Origin of the sequence: Actinomadura harenae, from assembly GCF_003696215.1 — a bacterium.
GTDB lineage: Bacteria > Actinomycetota > Actinomycetes > Streptosporangiales > Streptosporangiaceae > Spirillospora > Spirillospora harenae.
Genome location: NZ_RFFG01000006.1, coordinates 142,248 through 161,435, shown reverse-complemented (window position 1 = coordinate 161,435; position 19,188 = coordinate 142,248). Strand labels below are relative to the sequence as shown.

Below are 19,188 nucleotides of genomic sequence, written 5' to 3'. Positions count from 1 at the left end.
GGCGCGTCCGGCGGCGGGGGCGGCGGCCGGCGCGGCCGGTTCACCCGCCGGGGCCGGGGCCCCGGGCGCGGGACGCACCGACGGCACCCGCCCGGCGAACACCTGCGACGGCGACGGCACGGTGGGCTTCCCCGCGACGACGGGCGCGGCGTCCACCACCGGGACGGCGGGCACCGGCAGCGCCTTGGCCTTGGTGAAGTACGGGCGCAGGAAGTCGGCGGGCAGCACCTCGACCGTGTCGGACTCCCAGACCAGCCATTCGGCCTGGTTGGAGCCGTGCGTGGGCTCGACGCCCCACAGGTGGACGCGGACGCCGTAGCGCTGCGCCGCCTCGACCGCGGGCAGCATGTCCTCGTCGCCCGCCAGCAGCACCGCGTCGGTGATCGCGCGGTGCCGGGCGAGGGCCTCGAGGTCGGCGCGGAGCTGCGCGTCCACGCCCTTCTGCTGGCCCTGCGCGTTGAGGTTGCCGAGGCGTAGCTTGACCAGCGGCAGGTTGGCGATGACCCGCTGGTCGACCGTCGGCTGCCGCTTCGGCGCGGCGTCGAACCAGTACAGCCGCAGCAGCTCGCCGACCAGCTGGTCGTCGGCGCGGTCGGTCAGGGCCTTGATCAGCTTCTCGGCGGCGACACGGTACTCGCGCCGCGAACCGCAGCCGAGCAGCAGCGCCCCGGAGGCCGCGTAGAGGTACCCCGCGTCGACGAAGATCGCGTATCGCGCGGGCTGAGGAACGAACTCCGAGGTGGCCATCGTCACACACCTTATTCGTGCACCCCCCGCTCCTGCGGGTGAACGACGGTTACGTGTCGCGCCGGTCCAACGCCCTCCCGCCCCCGCCGGGACGGCGTTCCGGCCCACGTGAACGGCCTTTCGGGCGCGTCGCGACACCGGGCGCGTCGAGCCTCCGCGCCTCGTCCGGCGACGGGGTGAGGGCGGGGAGTCGCGGGTCGTCGAGGGGTTACGGAAGGGCGGAGGCGCGCCACGTCCCGGGCCCGGGACGCGGCGGAACCGGGGTGCGCGTGAGGCGGGACCGGTCGGCCCAATGCGAGACCGGAGCGCCCCCGGGCGCGTCGCCCCGCGCGGCCGCGGCCGCCTGGGCGCGCGCCGTCAGGACGGCGACCAGCGCGGCGACCTCCTCGGCGGACGGGTCGCCGCGCACGATCCGCAGGAACGCCCCGCCGCTCTCCTTACCGCCGCCGTCCTGGCCCTCGCTCATGCCCTCGCTGATGTCGTCGTCCATGACCGCCCTCCCTGGATCGGAACGCCTGAGGAACGGATGCCCATGAACGGAACACCCGGAAACCGCACGTCTGGGGAACGAACGCCGGGCGGCGACAGTGCCCGGCGGAGTGCCGCCGTCGCGCCCCGTCGTGTCCCGTCGCGGCCCGGCCCCGCTCGCCGCCGCCCGGACGCTGTGTCAGAGCGGGATGTTGCCGTGCTTCTTCGGCGGCAGCGTGCGGCGCTTCTCGCGCAGCGAGCGCAGCGCCCGGACGACCTGCCCGCGCGTCTCGGACGGCTTGATGACCGCGTCGACGTAGCCGCGCTCGGCCGCGACGTACGGGTTGGCGAGCGTGTCCTCGTACTCGGTGACCAGCTCGGCGCGGCGCGCGTCCGGGTCGTCCGCGGCGGCCAGTTCGCGCCGGTACAGGATGTTCACCGCGCCCTGCGCGCCCATGACGGCGATCTGCGCGGTGGGCCAGGCGAGGTTCACGTCCGCGCCGAGGTGCTTGGATCCCATGACGTCATAGGCGCCGCCGTACGCCTTCCGCGTGATGACCGTGACCAGCGGGACGGTCGCCTCCGCGTACGCGTAGAGCAGCTTGGCGCCGCGCCGGATGATGCCGTTCCACTCCTGGTCGGTGCCCGGCAGGAAGCCCGGGACGTCCACGAACGTCAGCACGGGGACGTTGAACGCGTCGCAGGTCCGGACGAACCGGGCGGCCTTCTCGGACGCGTCGATGTCGAGCGTCCCGGCGAACTGCATCGGCTGGTTGGCGACGACGCCGACCGAACGGCCCTCGACCCGCCCGAAACCGACGATCATGTTCGGCGCGAACAGCTGCTGGACCTCGAGGAACTCCCCGTCGTCCAGCACGTTCTCGATGACGCGGTGCATGTCGTACGGCTGGTTCGGGGAGTCCGGGATGAGGGTGTCGAGCTCGGCGTCCGTCCCGTCCGCCCCGTCCGCCTCGTCCAGGTCGGCCGGGGCGTCGTAGGCGGGCGCGTCCGACAGGTTGTTGGACGGCAGGTACGCCAGCAGCGCCTTCACGTAGTCGAGCGCGTCGTTCTCGTCGGACGCCTGGTAGTGCGCGACGCCGGACCTGCTGTTGTGCGTGTGCGCGCCGCCGAGCTCCTCGAACGTCACCTCCTCGCCCGTGACGGTCTTGATGACGTCCGGGCCGGTGATGAACATGTGCGAGGTCTGGTCCGCCATGATCACGAAGTCGGTGAGCGCCGGGGAGTACACCGCGCCGCCCGCGCACGGGCCGAGCACGACCGAGATCTGCGGGATCACCCCGGAGGCGTGCACGTTCCGCTTGAAGATCTCGGCGTACAGGCCGAGCGCGACCACGCCCTCCTGGATCCGCGCGCCGCCCGAGTCGTTGATGCCGACGACCGGGCAGCCGGTCTTCAGCGCGTGGTCCATCACCTTGGTGATCTTCTCGCCGAAGACCTCGCCGAGCGAGCCGCCCATGACGGTGAAGTCCTGGCTGAACACCGCGACCGGGCGTCCGTCGACCGTGCCGTGCCCGGTGACCACGCCGTCCCCGTAGGGCCGCCGCGCCTCCAGGCCGAACTGGGTCGAGCGGTGCCGCGCGTAGGTGTCGAACTCGACGAACGAGCCGGGGTCGAGCAGGGCGTCGATCCGCTCGCGCGCGGTCATCTTGCCCTTGGCGTGCTGCTTCTCGACCGCGGCCGCGGACGCCACGTGCACCGCCTCGTACCGACGCCGTTCCAGGTCCGCGATCTTGCCCGCCGTCGTGTGGATGTCGATGTCGTCCACCGCGGGCTCAGGAGCTTCCATCGCCATGCCGTGAAGCGTAACCGGCCGCTGACCACCCCCCGACGCCCGGGGTCCGCCTCCGTGCCCGGCGGAAGAACCACGTGGTCACACGGGCGCCTGCACGCGCGCGTAGAAGGGGACGCGGTGCTCGGGGCGTCCGGGGCCGCTCACTACTCTGGGCCCGTGGCTGACATGACGCGTGAAACGCTGCGGCACGACCTTCCCGACGCGCTGCGCCGGGACGTCCGGCTGCTCGGTGCCATGCTCGGGGACGGGCTCGTCGAGTACGGCGGGCCGGACCTCCTCTCCGACGTCGAGCGGCTGCGGCACGCCGTGATCGCCGCCCGGCGCGGCGAGGGCGGCGCGGACGAGCCCGCCGCGATCGTCGACGGCTGGTCGCTGGAGCGCGCCGGGCAGGTCGCCCGCGCGTTCACCGTGTACTTCCACCTCACCAACCTCGCCGAGGAGCACCACCGGATCCGGACCCTGCGCGAGCGGGACGCCCGGGGCCGCACGGTGCCCGGCTCGGTGGCCGCGGCGGTCGAGACCGTCCGGGCCGAGGCGGGCGAGCAGCGGCTCGCGGAGATGGTGGACGGCCTGGAGTTCCGCCCGGTGTTCACCGCGCACCCGACCGAGGCCCGCCGCCGCGCGGTCGTCACGTCCATCCAGCGGATCAGCGACCTGCTGTTCGCGCTGGACGGCGCGCCCGAGGACGGCGAGGAGCAGGCCGAGACCGAGCGCCGGCTGCGCGAGGAGATCGACCTGCTCTGGCGCACGGCGCTGCGCCGCCACACCCAGATGGACCCGCTGGACGAGGTCCGCACCGCGATGGCCGCGTTCGACGAGACGATCTTCCGGGTCGTCCCGCAGGTGTACCGGACGCTGGACGCCGCGCTCGACGACGGCCGCACCGGGACGCGCCCGCCGCGCGTCCGGCCGTTCCTGCGGTTCGGGTCCTGGATCGGCGGCGACCGCGACGGCAACCCGTACGTGACCGCGCAGGTCACGCGGGAGGCCGTGATGATCCAGGCGGGGCACGTGCTGCGCGCGCTCGCCGCGATGGCGACCCGGGTCGGCCGGGAGCTGACCGTCGGCGAGGCCACGACGCCCGCCTCGCCCGCGCTGCGCGCCGCGCTCGCCGCCGCCCGCACCGCCAACCCCGAGCACCTCGCCGAGATCACCAAGCGCTCCCCGGACGAGCCGCACCGCCAGTTCCTCCTGCACGTCGCCGACCGCATCACCGCGACCCTCGAACGGGACGCCGACCTGGCCTACTCCGGCCCGGACGAGCTGCTCGCCGACCTGCGCGTCCTGCGCGACTCGCTCGCCGAGGCGGGCGCGGCCCGGCAGGCGTACGGACGCGTCCAGGACCTGCTCTGGCAGGTCGAGACGTTCGGGTTCCACCTGGCCGAGCTGGAGATCCGCCAGCACTCCGAGCTGCACGAGAAGGCCCTCCAGGAGGTCCGCGCGGGCGGCCCGCGCAGCGAGATGACCGAGGAGATCCTCGACACGCTCCGCGTCGTCGGCTGGATCCAGAGCCGGTTCGGCGTCGACGCCTGCCGCCGCTACGTCGTCTCGTTCACGCGCTCCGCGCAGGACATCGCGAACGTGCACGACCTCGCCGCCTCGCTCGGCGACGAGGCGCCCGTCCTCGACGTGATCCCGCTGTTCGAGACCGGCGAGGACCTGGAGCGCGCCGCGTCCGTCCTCGCGGGGATGCTGGAGATCCCGGCCGTCCGGAAGCGCCTGGACGACACGGGCCGACGCATGGAGGTCATGCTCGGCTACTCCGACTCGGCCAAGCAGCTCGGCCCGACGTCCGCGACCCTCCGCCTGTACGACACGCAGGAGGCGCTCGCCGAGTTCGCCGCCGGGCACGACATCCGGCTCACGCTCTTCCACGGCCGCGGCGGTTCCCTCGGACGCGGCGGGGGCCCGGCGCACCGCGCGATCCTGGCGCAGGCCCCCGGCTCGGTCGCGGGCCGTTTCAAGGTGACCGAGCAGGGCGAGGTGATCTTCGCCCGGTACGGCCAGCCGAAGATCGCGCACCGCCACCTGGAGCAGGTCACCAACGCGATCCTGCTGGCGTCCACCGACGCCGTCCAGGACCGGGCCCGCGAGGCCGCCGCCCGCTTCCGCCCGCTCGCCGACCGGATCAGCGACGCCGCGAAGCGGTCGTTCCAGTCGCTCGTCCACACCGACGGCTTCGCGGCCTGGTTCGGCCAGGTCAGCCCGCTGGAGGAGATCGCCGAGCTGCGCATCGGGTCCCGCCCGTCCCGGCGGAAGGCCGCGCGCGGCCTGGAGGACCTGCGCGCCATCCCGTGGGTGTTCGCCTGGACGCAGACCCGCGTGAACCTCCCCGGCTGGTACGGCCTGGGCAGCGGCCTCGCCGCGGTCTCCGACGACGGCCGTGAGCTGGACGAACTCCGCGAGGCGTACGCCGAGTGGCCGCTGTTCCAGACCCTCCTGGACAACGCCGAGATGAGCCTCGCCAAGACCGACCGCGCGATCGCCGAACGCTACCTCGCCCTGGGCGAGCGCCCGGAGATGACGTCCACGGTCCTCGACGAGTACGACCGGACGCGCCGCCTCGTCCTCGCCGTGACCGGCCACGAACGCCTGCTGGAGGACCGGCACGTCCTGTCCCGCGCGGTCGAGCTCCGCAACCCCTACGTGGACGCGCTGTCGCACCTCCAGCTGCGCGCCCTCGGCGCCCTCCGCTCCGGCACCGTCACCGACGAGTCCGAACACGCCCACCTGGAGGACCTGCTCCTCCTCTCCGTCAACGGCGTCGCGGCGGGCCTCCAGAACACCGGCTGAGCCTCAGACCCCCCACGACTAGGAGAACCAGCACATGCCTGACATCAGGCTTGCCGTCCCGTCCGACCGTCCTGCGATCGAGCGGGTCGTCGAGGCCGCGTACACCCCGTGGGCGGAGCTCATCGGCACCCGTCCGCTGCCGATGGGGGCGGACTACGCCGCGCTGATCGACGCGGGCCGCGTCCACGTCCTGGACGACCTGTCCGGCCTGATCGTCCTCATCCCTGAGGACGGTGTCCTGTACGTGGACAACGTCGCCGTCGACCCGTCCGCCCAGGGCGGCGGCCGCGGTCGGCAGCTGCTCGACTTCGCCGAGGACCAGGCCCGCGACCTGGGCCTTCCCGCTCTGCGCCTGATCACCAACGAGAAGATGACCAGCAACATCGCCCGCTACGAACGCCGCGGCTACCGCCAGACCGGCCGCGAGACCTTCGACGGCCGCCACGCCGTCCACATGCGCAAGACCCTCTGACAGGCGAACTCACGGCCGAAGCGCATCGCGACCACGCGCCGCGATGCGCTTCGGCCGGACGTCAGGCGGGGGCGGACCAGTCGGGGGTGCGCTTCTCGGCGAAGGCGGCGATGCCCTCGCGGCGGTCGGGGGAGAAGGCGACGGTGCGCCAGGCGTTCTCCTCCACGTCGAGGCCGGCCTCCAGCGGGAGGTCGCCGCCGATGCGCATCGCGCGCTTGGCGGCGCGGACGGCGATCGGGGAGTTCTTCGCGATCCGGGACGCGATGGACAGGGCCTCCGTGCGCGCCTCGCCCTTCGCGACACGCCGGTCGGCCAGGCCCAGCCCGGCGGCCTCGTCCGCGGTCAGGCGGCGTCCGGTGAGGACGAGGTCGGCGGCGCGGCCGGAGCCGATCTTGCGCATCGCGAGCTGCGTCCCGCCGCCGCCCGGGACGAGCCCGACGGTCACCTCGGGCAGCCCGAACACGGCGGTCTCGTCCGCGACGATCATGTCGCAGGACAGCGCGAACTCGCAGCCGCCGCCCAGCGCGTAGCCGTGCACGGCCGCGATCACCGGCTGCGGCAGGTTCAGCACGCCGCCGAAGGCCGCGCGGAACACCGGCCGCTGCGCCAGGATCTCGTCGTCGGTCATGGCGTTGCGTTCCTTGAGGTCCGCGCCCACGCAGAACGCCTTGTCGCCGGAGGCCGACAGGACGACCGCGCGGACCGAGCCGTCCGCGGCGACCTCCGCGCACACCGCCGCCAGGCGCCGCGCCATCGCGGTCGACAGGGCGTTCAGGGCCTCGGGCCGGTCGAGCACGATCTCGGCCACGTGTTCGTTCTGCTTGTCGCGCTTAAGCGTCACTCCGTCCACAAAGTGCACCTTAGATCGCGTGCTGCCGATGGGCCACGCCGCGGGGTGGGGTTGGATAGTGGTGTGACTCGTTATGGGAACCTCGACCGGCCGCCGCTCCATGAGGCGGCGCTCGCGCGCGCGCTCGTCCGGCCCGGTGGGCTGTGGCAGAGCGTGCGGGTGGTGGAGGAGACCGGATCGACCAACGCCGACCTCGGCGCTCTCGCGCGCGCGGGGGAGGACGAGGGTGTTCTGCTCGCGACCGAGTTGCAGACCGCCGGACGCGGACGCCTCGGCCGCACGTGGACCGCTCCCGCGCGGTCCGGGCTGGCGTTCTCGATGCTGCTGAGGCCGGACGTCCCGATCGAGCGGCTGGCGTGGGCGCCGCTGCTGACGGGTGTCGCGGTCGCGTCGGCGGTGCGCCGGGTGACCGGGTTCGGCGCGGCGGGCGACCGGTTCTTCCCCGGCGCGGACGGCGACACCGAGGTCGCCGCCGTCCTGAAGTGGCCGAACGACGTTCTGGTCGAGGGGCGGAAGCTCGCCGGGATCCTCGTCGAGAAGATCGACGGCGCGATCGTCGTCGGCGTCGGGCTGAACGTGTCGCTGAGCGAGGACGAGCTGCCCGTCCCGGCCGCGACGTCCCTGGCCATCGAGGGCGCGCCGCTGTCGGACCGCGCGTCGCTGCTGCGCGCCATCGCCCGCGACATCGAGGGCCGCTACCGCGAGTGGGTCGCCGCGTCCGGCGATCCGGACATCTGCGGCCTGCGCGCCGACTACCGGGACCTGTGCGCGACGCTCGGCCGCGAGATCCGCGTCGAGCTGCCGGGCGGCGCCGAGCTCCACGGTCATGCCAAGGACGTCGACCTCGAGGGACGGCTCGTCGTGGCCGGACCCGAAGGGGTGCTTCCCGTGAGTGCGGGCGATGTGGTGCATGTGCGCTGAGCGGCGCGATCCGCCACGATATATCGCGTGATGTTGGAGGGGGAGATGTCGGACGCGGGCCTGCCGGATCCCAAGGAGATCGAGGAGCTGCTGCTCGGCGGCGAGCTGAAGTACAACCGGGTGGACGCCGTGCGCCTGTCCGAGATGTCCCCCGAGTTCGCGCGGCGGCTGTGGCGGGCGTTCGGCTACCCGTCCATGCCGGAGGACGCGGTCGCCTACACCGAGGGTGACGTCGCCGCGCTCTGCCGCATCCGCCGCCTGATGGACGACGGCGTCCTGGACGAGGACGGCGTGATCCGCCTGGTCAGGGCCTTCGGGCAGACCATGACCCGGCTCGCCGAATGGCAGGTCAACCTGCTCAGCGCGATGCTCGTGACCGACCCGCAGGAGCAGCCGTCCGCCGAGGCCGTGTCGTCCATCGTCGACATCGCCGAGCGGCACATCGACGAGTTCGAGCCGCTCGTCGTGCACGCCTGGCGCCGCCAGCTCGCCGCCGCCGGCACCCGCGCGATGGCCGCCGCCGCGTCCCGCGAGGCGGAGGGCGAGGACGAGACCCACCCCGGACGCCTCGTCACCACGGTCGGTTTCGCCGACATGGTCTCGTTCACCCAGATGAGCCGCGAACTGGACGAGATCGCCCTCGCCCGCGTCGTCGAGTGGTTCGAGGAGACGGCGGCCGACATCATCGCCACCTGCGGCGGACGCCTCGTCAAGACCCTCGGCGACGAGGTCCTGTTCGCGGGCGACACCCCCGAGATCGGCGCCGAGATCGCCCTCTCGATCGCCGCCGCCATCCAGGACGAGACCGAGATCCCGGACGTCCGCGTGGGCGTCGCGCACGGCCCGGTGCTCCCGCTCATGGGCGACGTCTTCGGCACCACGGTGAACCTGGCCGCCCGCCTGACGGCCCTGGCCCGACCCGGGACGGTCGTCATCGACCAGTCCCTCGCCGAGGCCCTCGGCGAGAACGAGGACTACACGATCACCAGCATGGTCCGCCGCCCCGTCCAGGGCCTCGGCATCGTCCAGCCCTACGTCCTCCGCCGCGCCAAGCCCTAACACCTGCTCGTTCCGTCCACCTCAGGGGCGTCAGGAGTCAGCGGCTCGGGGCCGGCCGACGCCGGTGCCGAAGGACTGGCGGTAGTCGCGGGGCGGCAGGCCGACGTGGCGGGTGAAGTGGTGGCGCAGGGTCAGGGGGCTGCCGAAGCCGCAGCGGCGGGCGATGGCGGCGATGGGCAGGTCGCTGACCTCCAGGAGCTGCTGCGCGGCCAGGACGCGCTGGGTCAGGAGCCATTGCAGCGGGGTGGCGCCGGTCGCCTGGACGAAGCGGCGGGAGAACGTGCGCTCGGACATGCGCGCCAGGCCCGCCAGCTCGCCGAGCGTCCACGGGTGGGCCAGGTCGCCGAGGATGCGCGCGCGCAGCTCGGGGAGGGGGTCGGCCCCGCGGCCGGGGGCCGGAACGGGGCGGGTGAGGAACTGGGCCTGCCCGCCGGGCCGGAAGGGCGCGGTGACCATGGTGCGGGCGATCTCCGCCGCGACGGCGGCCCCGTGGTCGCGGCGGACCAGGTGCAGGCACAGGTCGATGCCCGCGGCCACGCCCGCCGAGGTCCACACGGCGCCGTCCCCGATGAACAGGACGTTGGGGTCCACGGTCACGCCGGGGTGGCGGCGGGCGAGTTCGTCGGCGTCCTGCCAGTGCGCGGTGGCCCGGCGGCCGTCCAGGAGGCCCGCCGTGGCCAGGAGGAACGCACCCGAACACAGGGACGCCACCGTGGCGCCGCGCGCGTGGGCGGCGCGCAGCGCGGCCGACACGTCCGGACGGACGGGCCCGGCCGGATTCTGGACCCCGGGGACGACGACCAGGTCGCAGGCGTCCAGGCCGTCCAGGTCGTGGTCCGGGACGCACGTCGCCCCCGGCTGCATCGGGACGGCGGAACCCTGCGGCCCGCAGGTGCGCAGTTCGAACGACGGGACGCCGCGGTGGGTGCGGTCGAGCCCCCAGACCTCGGTGGCCACGGCGTAGTCGAACACGCGGACGTGCTCGGTGACCAGGACTCCCACACGCCTCATGGCGGGAATCTATCCCAGCTCGCCGTTTCGGCCACTCACGCCCGCGGCGTCCCGCCGGTCAGGCTGAGCGGTGATCGTTTCACGTCATCGTTTCCCGTCTGGTGAGGAGTGCGGCGTCATGCCGTTGGCTTTGTTCGCCCTGGCCGTCACGGCGTTCGGGGTGGGGACCTCGGAGTTCGCGATCATGGGGCTGCTGCCGCAGGTCGCCCGGGGCGTGGGGGTGTCGATCCCGGACGCGGGGGGCCTGATCACCGGGTACGCCGCCGGTGTGATCGTCGGCGCGCCGCTGCTGACCGCGGCCTCGGCCCGGCTGTCCCGCCGCACGACCCTGCTGGTCGTCGCGGCGCTGCTGGTGGCGGGCAGCGTCCTGTCGGCGGTCGCCTCCGGCTACGGCGTGCTGCTGGTGGCCAGGGTGGTCGCGGGCGTGCCGCAGGGGGCGCTGTTCGGGGTCGGGGCGGTGGTCGCGGCGCGGCTCGTCCCGCCGGAGCGCCGCGCGAGCGCGATGTCGGTGTTGTTCGGCGGGTTCACCATGGCGAACGTGGCCGGGGTGCCGCTGGTGACCTGGCTCGGCCAGGTCGCGGGCTGGCGGGCCACGTTCTGGGCGATCGCGGCGCTGGGCGCGCTGTCGATGGCCGGCATCGCCTTGCTGGTCCCGCGCGATCTGCGGCCCGAGGAGCAGGTGGGGCTGGGCTCGGAACTGGCGGCGCTGCGGCGTCCCCAGGTCTGGCTCGCGATGGCGGTGACGACGGCGGGCTTCGGCGGTGTGTTCGCCTCCTTCACCTACATCACGCCGATGATGACCACGGTCGCCGGGTTCGGCGCGTCCAGCATGACGGTGCTGCTGGTCGTCTTCGGGCTGGGCATGGCCACCGGCAACGTGGTGTCGGGCCGGTTCGCCGGGCGGCGGCTCATGCCGAGCCTGTACGTGTTCCTGGCCGGGCTGACCGTCGTACTGAGCCTGTTCGTGGTGACGGCGCACAGCAAGGTCCTCGCCGCCTGCACCCTGTTCATGCTGGGACTGTTCGGGTTCGCGACCGTCCCGGCGCTGCAGATGCGCGTCCTGGACAAGGCCACCGGCGCTCCCACCCTGGCCTCCGCGCTGAACCTGTCGGCGTTCAACATCGCCAACGCGCTCGGCGCGTTCCTGGGCGGCATGGTGATCAGAGCCGGATTCGGCTACACCGGCCCCAACGCCATCGGCGCGGTACTGGCCGCCACAGGGCTCGCCCTCGCCCTCTGCTCAGGACGGATCGACAAGCGCGCCAAGGCGGCGGCGACGCGATGACCGGGGAACGGTGCACACCCGGCCACGCCGCGTCCGCCCACACTGTTCACACGCCGCACTTTCCCCATATCTCAAGGAGCGCGAACCGCCATGGGCCTGGACCTCACCGCTCTCATCGTCGACTGGACGCACGTCCTGAACGTCCCACCCGAGTCCCGCTACGGATTCCTCGAGGACGCCGTCTGCGCCCTCGTCCCTGAGGACGGCTCGTACGACCCGCGCCCCGGCCTCGTCTGGCCCGAACATCCCGATATGGCCTGGTACGCCCTCTACGAGTTCCGTGACACCGCAGGTTCCGGCAAACCCCACGCCTGGACGGGCCGCTCCTGGGACCACATGCGCGACGCCGTCGACCCGTCCGTGCGCGCCGACGGCGACGCCTTCTTCGGCCGTCTTCTCGCCGAGGACCCCGGCGACCACCTCGAACCCGGCGTCTTCCCGCAGCTCGACGACCGGCACGTCACGATGCTGATCGCCTGCGCCCCCCAAACCGTCCGGGGCCTCGCGGACGCCTGGACGCGTCTGGCCCCCCACCTGCAAGAACTCCGCGCGCCCTTCGACGCTCACGCCGCCGAACCCGGCCGCTGGATCGGAGCGTTCGAGGAGTTCGAGGCCCTGGTGGTGCAGTGGGCCGACGCCGTCCGGGAGGCCGCCGCCCGGGGCTGGGGCCTGGCCGCGATCAACTTCTGACCTTCCGCCCGAGGCCGCTGCCGGGCGCGGCTCGGACACAAGGTCGTCACTGTATGGATGCAAATAGTCGCTAACCGAAGCGGGTCATGAGGGAGGAGCGGATGCTTAGGGGGTGAAAACAGAGGGGTTGGACCCGTGATGACCGCGCCCCGTCATGTCGCCTGCGTGATGGACGGCAATGGCCGCTGGGCAAGGCAGAGGTGTCTCCCGCGGACGGCCGGGCACCGGGCGGCGGAGGCGGCCGTCATCGACGTCATCGAGGCGGCGCGGGCCTCGGGCGTGCGCTGGCTCAGCCTGTACGCCTTCTCCACGGAGAACTGGCGGCGCCCGAGCGACGAGATCGACTTCCTCATGGGCCTGATCCGGCGGACGCTGCGCAAGCACGCGCTCTCCATGTGCGCCCGCGGCATCCGCTGCCGGTTCCTCGGCGTCTCGGACCCCCGCATCCCGCCGGGACTGGCGCAGGACATCGCCGACCTGGTCGAGCTCACCCGCGACAACCGCGGGATGACGCTGACCGTGGCGTTCGACCACGGCGGGCGCCGCGACATCGTCGAGGCCGCGCGGAACCTGATCCGCGACGGGGTGGCCGCCGACCAGGTCACCGAGGAGAGCTTCGCCGAACACCTGCCGCATCCCGACACCCCGGACGTCGACCTCGTCATCCGGACGTCCGGGGAGCAGCGCATCTCCAACTTCATGCTCTGGCAGGTCGCCTACGCCGAATGGGTGTTCCCCGAGGTGCTCTGGCCCGATTTCCGGGCCGAGCACTTCCATGAATGCCTGGGCGCCTACCGGAACCGCGAACGACGGTTCGGTGACGTCCGGTCGCCGAATCCCATGGTGAAAGGGAATAGATGAGCGCCGAAACCATCGTCGAACAGCCCGACATCTCGATTCTCTGTCCCGACGCGCTGCTGAACGGATACTGCCAGGACGCCCGGTGGGGGCTGGCCGTCGTCCGCGCGACGGTGCTGGAGGCTGCGCATCCGCAGATCGGCGCGGCGCTCATCGAGAACTCCACCTTCGTCGCGCATCCCTGGCGGCGCATCTTCAACACGCTGCTCAGCGTCCAGCGCGTCCTGGACGCCGACCCGCGCGTCCGGGACAAGGAGGGCGCGCGCCTCAACCGGATGCACGCGCGCATCGCCGGCGTCGACCCGAAGGGCCGTCCCTATAACGCGATGGACCCGGACGCCCGCGCCTGGGTGGTCGGCTCCCTGTTCGAGTCGACCGTGAATCTGAACCGGATGAGCGGCGTTTCCATGAGCGCGGACGACATGGTCCGCCTCTACGAGGAATTCCGGGCCTTCCTGGTGCTCCTGGAAGGGAACGCCGACCACCTGCCCGCGACCGTCGAGGAGTTCTGGCCCTATTTCGACGACGTGATCGAGCGCGGCCTGGAGAACACCGAGGCCATGCGGATCATCCTGTTCGAGCTGTTCGGGCGGATGCCCGCGCCGCCGCTGCTCCGCGGCCACCCGGCGCTCTGGGCCGCCGGGCGGGGCATGGCCGGGCCGGTGATCACCGAGTTCCTGAAGGCGACGCTGCCCGAGTCCGTGCGCCAGCGGGCGGGGCTCGCCGACGTGCCCGGCGCGCACACGCTGACCCGCGGCGTCTACATGGGCACCGGCGTCGCCGCCCGCGTCCTGCCGCAGTCCTGGACGCGGACCGACACGGTCATCGGTCTCCTCGATCCCAGCCTCGCGAACGGCGGATCCGGCCCGTCGCTGCTCTCCTCGCTGCGCCGCCAGCAGCGCCGCGCCGCCGCCCTCGTCCGCCTGCTGTCCCCGATGTCCGGCGACGGCGCGTCCTCGTCCGCCTCCGGGAGCGCGGCGCGGTCGGCCGAGCGGTTCTTCGCCGAGGTCCTCGACCAGACCGGCGACGGCTACGTGTCCTGGCCGGACATCGCCGCCATGGCCCGCGAGGTCGCGTCCCGCCTGGACCTCGACGCGGACGGAGAGGAGCGCCTGTTCGACGCGTTCGCCGGCTGGTGGCGCGAGCTCGCGTCCACCCTCGACGGCGACGGCGACGGCCGGGTCAGCCGCGCCGAGTACGCCGCCGCCGCGTCGTCCGCGGCCAGCCCCGCGCTGGTCAGGGTCGCCGAGGTCCTCTTCGAGGCGACCGACGCCGACGGCGACCAGACGATCAGCGCCGTCGAGCACCGCGCGCTCTTCCGCACCGCCTTCTCTCGTGACGTCGAGACCTCCGGCCAGGACGCCCGCTACTCGCGCAGCGAGTTCGTCCGCGAGTTCCTGGCCTTCATGTCCGGACGCCAGAGCTCCGCGGGCTACGACTCCCTCCTGGCCCAGGCGTGACCCCGGGCCGGGCGCCCGCCCGCCGTTGAACCGGGCCTCACCGCCGCGCGTCGGCGGTGAGGTCGTCGAGCCAGCGGGTGAGGCGGGCGCCCTGGCCGGTCATGACGCCGGGGTCGCGGAGGGCGTTGGCCAGCAGGGACATGCCCTGGTAGGCGCCGACGAAGGTGAGGGCGAGGTCGCCGGGGTCGTCCAGGCCGAGCTCGCGGAACTGACGCTCGACCCAGGTCAGCAGCAGCCGGATGACCCGCCCCGCCTCGTCGCTCAGGCCGCCGTCCTCGCGTTTGCCCAGCTCGGAGGCCAGAGTCCCGGTCGGGCAGCCGTAGCGGGCGGCGGTGTCGCGCTGCCCGACCCACGCCTCGACCAGGGCCTTCAGTCGGTCGAGCGGGTCCGGGAGCGTGTCGAGCTCGGCGGTGATCGCGGCCAGGTTCCCGGCGTGCTCGGACAGGGCGGCCTCGACCAGGTCGTCCTTGGTCTTGAAGTAGTAGTAGACGTTCCCGACCGGCACGTCGGCGGCCTTGGCGATGTCGGCGATCGTCGTGCGCTCCGCGCCCTGGTGGTGGACGACCTCGGCGGCGGCCGCGGTGAGGCGCCTCCGCTTGTCGGCTCCGCGCGTCTTCGTTGAGTTGGTCACCTGACTCACTATAGACAGACCCCGGTCCGCTCGTGCTACGGTCATGCCAGGCAAGTGAGTCAGCCAACTAACTAACAACTACCTGGGAGACGACATGATCGTGGTGACCGGAGCGACCGGAAACGTCGGCGGCGCGCTCGTGCGGACGCTCGCGGCGGACGGCGAGCGGGTGACGGCGACGTCCCGGAACATCTCGGCCCAGGACGTCCCGGACGGCGTCCGGCACGTCCGCGCCGACCTCACCGACGCGGACGCCCTCCGTTCCGTCCTCGACGGCGCGGACGCGCTGTTCCTCCAGAACGGCGGGGCGAGCGCGCACCTGATCGACCCGCGCGCCGTCCTCGACGCGGCCAAGGCGGGCGGTGTGCGCCGCGTGGTCCTGCTGTCCTCGCAGGGCGTGGTGACGCGTCCGGACTCGGCCTCGCACGGCGTCGTCGCCAAGGCCATCGAGGACGCCGTCCGCGACTCGGGCCTCGACTGGACGATCCTGCGCCCGGGCGGCTTCGCCAGCAACACCTACGCGTGGATCGAGTCCGTCCGCGCGTCGCGGACCGTCGCCGCGCCGTTCGGAGACGTCGGGCTGCCGGTCATCGACCCGTCCGACATCGCCGCGGTCGGCGCGTCCGTCCTCCGCGAGGACGGCCACGCCGGACGGGTCTACGAGCTGACCGGCCCCGCCCTCGTCACGCCGAGGCGGCAGGCGGAGGCCCTCGGCGACGCGCTGGGGGAGCCCGTCCGGTTCGTCGACCTGACCCGTGAGCAGGCCCTCGAGCACATGCTGGCGTTCATGCCCGAGCCCGTCGCCGAGACGACCCTGTCGATCCTCGGCGAGCCGACCGAGGCGGAACTCCGCCTCAGCCCGGACGTCGAACGCGTCCTCGGCCGCGCCCCGCGCGCCTACGCCGACTGGGCCCGCGACAACGCCCCCGCCTTCCGCTGACCGGCGTCCGACCGGCGTCCGGCCGGTCAGGCGGACGGGACGTGCGGGACGAAGCCGATCGACTCGTAGAGGCGGCGGGCCCGCACGTTGTCCTCGGTGACGGCGAGGGACAGCAGCTCGTGGCCCTGGTCGGCGAGGGCGTGCATGGACGCCAGGGCCAGGCGGCGTCCCAGCCCCTGGCCGACGTGGTCCGGCGAGGTGAACAGGTAGGCCAGCAGCGGGACGCCCTTCCACAGCGTGACCAGGGAGGCGGCGACCGGGCGCCCCTCCCCGTCCTCGGCGAGGAACGACGCGGACGGGACGAACCGCCCGTGCTCGCCCGCGAACAGCAGCCCGATCTCCTCGATCGCGGCGGGGACGTCGGCGCCTGCGTCCGCCTGATCGGGCGTCCCCTGGTAGGCGCGCCACATCAGGTCGCCGAGCGCGGGCACGTCGGACGGCGCCGGGTTCCGGAAACCGTGGTCCTCCGGGACGGGCAGGACGCCGAGCGGGGCGTCGAGCCGGAACCGTCGCGGCTCGGCCGTCCTCGCGGGCGCCGGGGCCAGGGCGGCGAAGGCGCGGTCGATGAGCGCGGCGCGGTCGGCGGTGCCGTCCGTGCGGAGCCATTCGCGGGACGCGGCGTCCAGGGCGGCTCCGGCGGCGGCGGTGAGCAGGTCGGCGGTGAACGCGTCGAGGTCGGCTCCGGGCCGTTCGCGCAGCGCGGCGGCGACCAGCGCGCGCAGCTCGTCGCGCTTCTGGTGGAGGCGGGCGCGCAGCGGCGGGGTCGTCTCGATGAGACGCAGGGCGTCCAGATCACGCTGGGCGGTGTGGAGGCGCGGCTCCCACTCCCGCAGGACGGCGTGCAGGCATTCCCAGGCGGACTCGCCCTGCGGACGTGTCCGGACCTCGTCCGCGATCTGCACGGCAAGATCCTCGACGTCGCCGAACAGAACGTCCTCCTTGGCGGGGAAGTAGCGGAAGAAGCTCCGCTTGGACAGTCCCGCCGCGGCGGCGATGTCCTCGACCGTCGTGGCCTCGTAGCCGCGTTCCACGAACATCCGGAGCGCGAGGCCGGCCAGTTCCCGCCGCACCGCGCGCCGCGTCCGCTCCCGCAGCCCCATCGTCTCCGCACCGCTCATGCACGAAGGGTACTTTATGCAACTATGTGACTAACATGGCACTCGGTGACATGAACGGCGTTCGATGACGTCCGCCCACGCGCGAGGAGGCAGCATGCAGGGGAAGACCGTCATGGTGACCGGAGGAACGGCGGGGATCGGCCGGGAGACCGCGCGCGGCCTGGCCCTCCTCGGCGCACGAGTGATCATCGTCGGGCGGAACCCGGACCGCGCGAGGGCCGCGGCCGCCGCCCTCACCGCCGCGACGGGCGCCGAGGTCACACCCCTGATCGCCGACCTCTCCAGCCTCGACGGCCTGCGCGGCCTCGCCGCCCGCTTCGCCGAAGAACACGACAGGCTGGACGTCCTGGTGAACAACGCCGGCGGCATGACCCCCGAGCGGCGCCTCACCGGCGACGGCGTCGAGTTCACCTTCGCCGTCAACGTCCTCGCGCCCTACGCGCTGACCTGCCTGCTCCTGCCCCGTCTCCGGGCGGCGGACGCGGCGCGCGTCGTCAACCTGACCGGCGGCCTCCCGGACGGCACGATCGACCCCGCCAACCTCCAGGCCGAGAAACGCTTCCTGGGCTGGACGTTCGCGCACTACAACCAGGCCAAGACGGCGCTGATGGCGATGAGCCGCAGCTTCGCGGAGCGGCTGGACGGCGACGGCATCACCGTCAACGTCGCCTACCCGGGCCACGCCTACACCCCAGGGAACCAGGCCACCCCGGCACGCGCCTTCCCGTACCTGTTCAGGCCGGTCATGCCACTGCTCAAACTCGTCGGCCCGCTTCTGCTGTCCGACCTGGCGAAGTCGGCGAGATCGAGCGTCCACCTGGCCTCGAGCCCCGACGTCGCGGGCCGCACCGCCCTCTATGTCGACGCCAGGTCCCGCATCGCCACCTGGCCCAAGGGGGCCCTGGACCCCGAAGCCCAGAACGCCGTCTGGTCCCTGTGCCGATCCCTGACCACCCTGACCCCCTGACCCCCTGCCCCCTGACCCCACCCCACCCACCCGCTTGCGGCGGGGTGGGGCGGCGGGTCAGTCGGAGCCGGTCTCCTCGGGGCCTTCGGTGAGGCGCTGGAGGTAGTTCTGCTCGCCGAGCATCTCGACGAGGCCGAGCTCGGTCTCCAGGTAGTCGATGTGGTCCTCCTCGTCGTCGAGGATGTCCTCGAACAGGCGCGCGGAGGTGATGTCGCCGCGTGAGCGCATGAGGTCGATGCCCGGACGCAGCCGCGCGACGGCCTCCAGCTCGATCTGGAGATCGGCCCGGAGCTGCTCGACGATCGTCTGCCCGATACGGAGCGTGCCGATCTTCTGGTAGTTCGGCAGGCCATCGAGGAACAGGATCCGTTCGGTGAGCCGCTCGGCGTGCCGCATCTCGTCGAACGACTCGTCCCGGCTCTTCTTGGCCATCCGGTCGAAGCCCCAGTCCTGCTGCATCTTCGAGTGCAGGAAGTACTGGTTGATCGCGGTCAGCTCCGCGGTGAGCTGCTCGTTGAGCAGCGCGATGATGTCCTTGTCGCCTTCCATGGGCGCCATGGTTCCATGACGCTCCGTGATCGGACAGTGTCAGGCGGCGGTGTCGCGCAGCCAGCGCGAACGGACCGGCGCGAGGAGGCGTTCCGCCGGGACGAGCACCTTCGGCGCGTCCTGGACGCGCCCCTCCGGAGCCGGTCCCGGCTCGCCCGCCACGCATGCGGGCGGCCCGGCGGTGCCCGCGCCGCACGCGGGACGCGTCGCGCCGGGCGCGGGGGTGCCGAGGGGCGGGGCGGGGGTGTCGGCCGGGAGGACGGGCGGGACGGGGCCGCCGGTGATCGCGTCGACCAGGTCGGTGGCCGTGTTCACCTCGCTGACCAGCGAATACAGTCGGCGGGTGCAGGATCCGCAGCCGGGCTTCCAGCCGCAGGCGTCCTTGACCTCGCGGACTCCGCGGCAACCGCCGTCGAGCATGCAGCCGCGCACGTCATCCTCGGTGACGGCGTTGCAGACGCAGACGTACATGCGCGCGGAGCCTCTCGGGAGCAGGGGTAAGGACGACCTCAATAAGGTAAGGCATGCCTAATGTAGGCGACCGATGCCCGGTATG

At 72.9% G+C, this 19,188-nt stretch carries 19 protein-coding genes; 10 read left to right on the top strand and 9 right to left on the bottom strand.

Features of this window, described 5'->3' with window-relative positions; translation table 11 throughout:
* The 3 genes from EBO15_RS05325 to EBO15_RS05315 all read right to left on the bottom strand — a co-directional run.
* A partial coding sequence (locus EBO15_RS05325) for an NYN domain-containing protein (protein ID WP_233615973.1) occupies positions 1-747 on the bottom strand: 747 nt, incomplete at its 3' end.
* Between the two features lie 208 nt (positions 748-955).
* Positions 956-1,213 (bottom strand): acyl-CoA carboxylase subunit epsilon, encoded by a 258-nt coding sequence (locus EBO15_RS05320; protein WP_122193182.1) that lies wholly within the window; start codon positions 1,211-1,213, stop codon positions 956-958.
* 201 nt (positions 1,214-1,414) lie between these two features.
* Positions 1,415-3,028, bottom strand: a complete 1,614-nt coding sequence (locus tag EBO15_RS05315; RefSeq protein ID WP_122193162.1) for an acyl-CoA carboxylase subunit beta — start codon at positions 3,026-3,028, stop codon at positions 1,415-1,417.
* Between the two features lie 165 nt (positions 3,029-3,193).
* Here EBO15_RS05315 and EBO15_RS05310 point away from each other — a divergent pair, with 165 nt between their 5' ends.
* Both EBO15_RS05310 and EBO15_RS05305 read left to right on the top strand, forming a co-directional pair.
* Positions 3,194-5,821 carry a phosphoenolpyruvate carboxylase gene (locus tag EBO15_RS05310; protein WP_122193161.1) on the top strand — a complete coding sequence of 876 codons (2,628 nt, stop codon included), beginning with the start codon at positions 3,194-3,196 and terminating at the stop codon, positions 5,819-5,821.
* Positions 5,822-5,855: 34 nt separating this feature from the next.
* Complete coding sequence (locus EBO15_RS05305; protein ID WP_122193160.1) at positions 5,856-6,293, top strand: GNAT family N-acetyltransferase; 438 nt, start codon at positions 5,856-5,858, stop codon at positions 6,291-6,293.
* Positions 6,294-6,354: 61 nt separating this feature from the next.
* On the opposite strand, the gene EBO15_RS05300 is transcribed toward EBO15_RS05305, so the two are convergent.
* Positions 6,355-7,143, bottom strand: a complete 789-nt coding sequence (locus tag EBO15_RS05300) for an enoyl-CoA hydratase/isomerase family protein (RefSeq protein ID WP_233615971.1) — start codon at positions 7,141-7,143, stop codon at positions 6,355-6,357.
* Between the two features lie 63 nt (positions 7,144-7,206).
* On the opposite strand from EBO15_RS05300, the gene EBO15_RS05295 reads away from it, so the two are divergent.
* Complete coding sequence (locus EBO15_RS05295; protein WP_233615970.1) at positions 7,207-8,064, top strand: biotin--[acetyl-CoA-carboxylase] ligase; 858 nt, start codon at positions 7,207-7,209, stop codon at positions 8,062-8,064.
* Positions 8,065-8,094: 30 nt separating this feature from the next.
* On the top strand, positions 8,095-9,123 hold the full coding sequence (locus EBO15_RS05290; protein WP_122193159.1) for an adenylate/guanylate cyclase domain-containing protein: 1,029 nt from the start codon (positions 8,095-8,097) through the stop codon (positions 9,121-9,123).
* Between the two features lie 30 nt (positions 9,124-9,153).
* Here the strand turns inward: EBO15_RS05290 and EBO15_RS46730 are convergent, their stop codons facing one another.
* Positions 9,154-10,134 carry a GlxA family transcriptional regulator gene (locus EBO15_RS46730; protein WP_122193158.1) on the bottom strand — a complete coding sequence of 327 codons (981 nt, stop codon included), beginning with the start codon at positions 10,132-10,134 and terminating at the stop codon, positions 9,154-9,156.
* Positions 10,135-10,252: 118 nt separating this feature from the next.
* Between EBO15_RS46730 and EBO15_RS05280 the strand changes: the two genes are divergently transcribed.
* The 4 genes from EBO15_RS05280 to EBO15_RS05265 all read left to right on the top strand — a co-directional run bounded on the left by EBO15_RS05280 (position 10,253) and on the right by EBO15_RS05265 (position 14,427).
* On the top strand, positions 10,253-11,419 hold the full coding sequence (locus EBO15_RS05280; RefSeq protein WP_122193157.1) for an MFS transporter: 1,167 nt from the start codon (positions 10,253-10,255) through the stop codon (positions 11,417-11,419).
* A gap of 90 nt (positions 11,420-11,509) precedes the next feature.
* Positions 11,510-12,109 carry a hypothetical protein gene (locus tag EBO15_RS05275; RefSeq protein WP_122193156.1) on the top strand — a complete coding sequence of 200 codons (600 nt, stop codon included), beginning with the start codon at positions 11,510-11,512 and terminating at the stop codon, positions 12,107-12,109.
* Between the two features lie 138 nt (positions 12,110-12,247).
* Complete coding sequence (uppS, locus tag EBO15_RS05270) at positions 12,248-12,970, top strand: polyprenyl diphosphate synthase (RefSeq protein ID WP_122193155.1); 723 nt, start codon at positions 12,248-12,250, stop codon at positions 12,968-12,970.
* Positions 12,967-14,427, top strand: coding sequence for an oxygenase MpaB family protein (locus tag EBO15_RS05265; protein WP_122193154.1), 1,461 nt, complete (start codon positions 12,967-12,969; stop codon positions 14,425-14,427). The genes uppS and EBO15_RS05265 overlap by 4 nt, the downstream gene beginning before the upstream one ends.
* 37 nt (positions 14,428-14,464) lie before the next feature.
* On the opposite strand, the gene EBO15_RS05260 is transcribed toward EBO15_RS05265, so the two are convergent.
* Positions 14,465-15,058: a TetR/AcrR family transcriptional regulator gene (locus EBO15_RS05260; RefSeq protein WP_122193153.1), complete on the bottom strand. Its 594-nt coding sequence runs from the start codon at positions 15,056-15,058 to the stop codon at positions 14,465-14,467.
* Positions 15,059-15,152: 94 nt separating this feature from the next.
* Here EBO15_RS05260 and EBO15_RS05255 point away from each other — a divergent pair, with 94 nt between their 5' ends.
* Positions 15,153-15,998, top strand: a complete 846-nt coding sequence (locus tag EBO15_RS05255; RefSeq protein WP_122193152.1) for an NAD(P)H-binding protein — start codon at positions 15,153-15,155, stop codon at positions 15,996-15,998.
* 26 nt (positions 15,999-16,024) lie between these two features.
* Here the strand turns inward: EBO15_RS05255 and EBO15_RS05250 are convergent, their stop codons facing one another.
* Complete coding sequence (locus EBO15_RS05250) at positions 16,025-17,116, bottom strand: GNAT family N-acetyltransferase (protein ID WP_147481385.1); 1,092 nt, start codon at positions 17,114-17,116, stop codon at positions 16,025-16,027.
* A 94-nt stretch (positions 17,117-17,210) separates the two neighbouring features.
* Between EBO15_RS05250 and EBO15_RS05245 the strand changes: the two genes are divergently transcribed.
* A complete protein-coding gene (locus EBO15_RS05245) occupies positions 17,211-18,083 on the top strand; it encodes an SDR family NAD(P)-dependent oxidoreductase (protein ID WP_122193150.1) in 873 nt (290 codons plus the stop codon).
* A gap of 57 nt (positions 18,084-18,140) precedes the next feature.
* Here the strand turns inward: EBO15_RS05245 and bfr are convergent, their stop codons facing one another.
* Both bfr and EBO15_RS05235 read right to left on the bottom strand, forming a co-directional pair.
* Complete coding sequence (gene bfr, locus EBO15_RS05240; protein ID WP_122193149.1) at positions 18,141-18,632, bottom strand: bacterioferritin; 492 nt, start codon at positions 18,630-18,632, stop codon at positions 18,141-18,143.
* A gap of 39 nt (positions 18,633-18,671) precedes the next feature.
* A complete protein-coding gene (locus tag EBO15_RS05235) occupies positions 18,672-19,103 on the bottom strand; it encodes a (2Fe-2S)-binding protein (protein WP_122193148.1) in 432 nt (143 codons plus the stop codon).
* Positions 19,104-19,188 lie beyond the last annotated feature (85 nt).

Coding starts and splice junctions, on each gene's coding strand:
- EBO15_RS05320 (WP_122193182.1), bottom strand. CDS start 1,213: ATGAGCGAGGGCCAGGACGGCGGCGGTAAGGAGAGCGGCGGGGCGTTC.
- EBO15_RS05315 (WP_122193162.1), bottom strand. CDS start 3,028: ATGGCGATGGAAGCTCCTGAGCCCGCGGTGGACGACATCGACATCCAC.
- EBO15_RS05310 (WP_122193161.1), top strand. CDS start 3,194: ATGACGCGTGAAACGCTGCGGCACGACCTTCCCGACGCGCTGCGCCGG.
- EBO15_RS05305 (WP_122193160.1), top strand. CDS start 5,856: ATGCCTGACATCAGGCTTGCCGTCCCGTCCGACCGTCCTGCGATCGAG.
- EBO15_RS05290 (WP_122193159.1), top strand. CDS start 8,095: ATGTTGGAGGGGGAGATGTCGGACGCGGGCCTGCCGGATCCCAAGGAG.
- EBO15_RS46730 (WP_122193158.1), bottom strand. CDS start 10,134: ATGAGGCGTGTGGGAGTCCTGGTCACCGAGCACGTCCGCGTGTTCGAC.
- EBO15_RS05280 (WP_122193157.1), top strand. CDS start 10,253: ATGCCGTTGGCTTTGTTCGCCCTGGCCGTCACGGCGTTCGGGGTGGGG.
- EBO15_RS05275 (WP_122193156.1), top strand. CDS start 11,510: ATGGGCCTGGACCTCACCGCTCTCATCGTCGACTGGACGCACGTCCTG.
- uppS (WP_122193155.1), top strand. CDS start 12,248: ATGACCGCGCCCCGTCATGTCGCCTGCGTGATGGACGGCAATGGCCGC.
- EBO15_RS05265 (WP_122193154.1), top strand. CDS start 12,967: ATGAGCGCCGAAACCATCGTCGAACAGCCCGACATCTCGATTCTCTGT.
- EBO15_RS05255 (WP_122193152.1), top strand. CDS start 15,153: ATGATCGTGGTGACCGGAGCGACCGGAAACGTCGGCGGCGCGCTCGTG.
- EBO15_RS05250 (WP_147481385.1), bottom strand. CDS start 17,116: ATGAGCGGTGCGGAGACGATGGGGCTGCGGGAGCGGACGCGGCGCGCG.
- EBO15_RS05245 (WP_122193150.1), top strand. CDS start 17,211: ATGCAGGGGAAGACCGTCATGGTGACCGGAGGAACGGCGGGGATCGGC.
- bfr (WP_122193149.1), bottom strand. CDS start 18,632: ATGGAAGGCGACAAGGACATCATCGCGCTGCTCAACGAGCAGCTCACC.
- EBO15_RS05235 (WP_122193148.1), bottom strand. CDS start 19,103: ATGTACGTCTGCGTCTGCAACGCCGTCACCGAGGATGACGTGCGCGGC.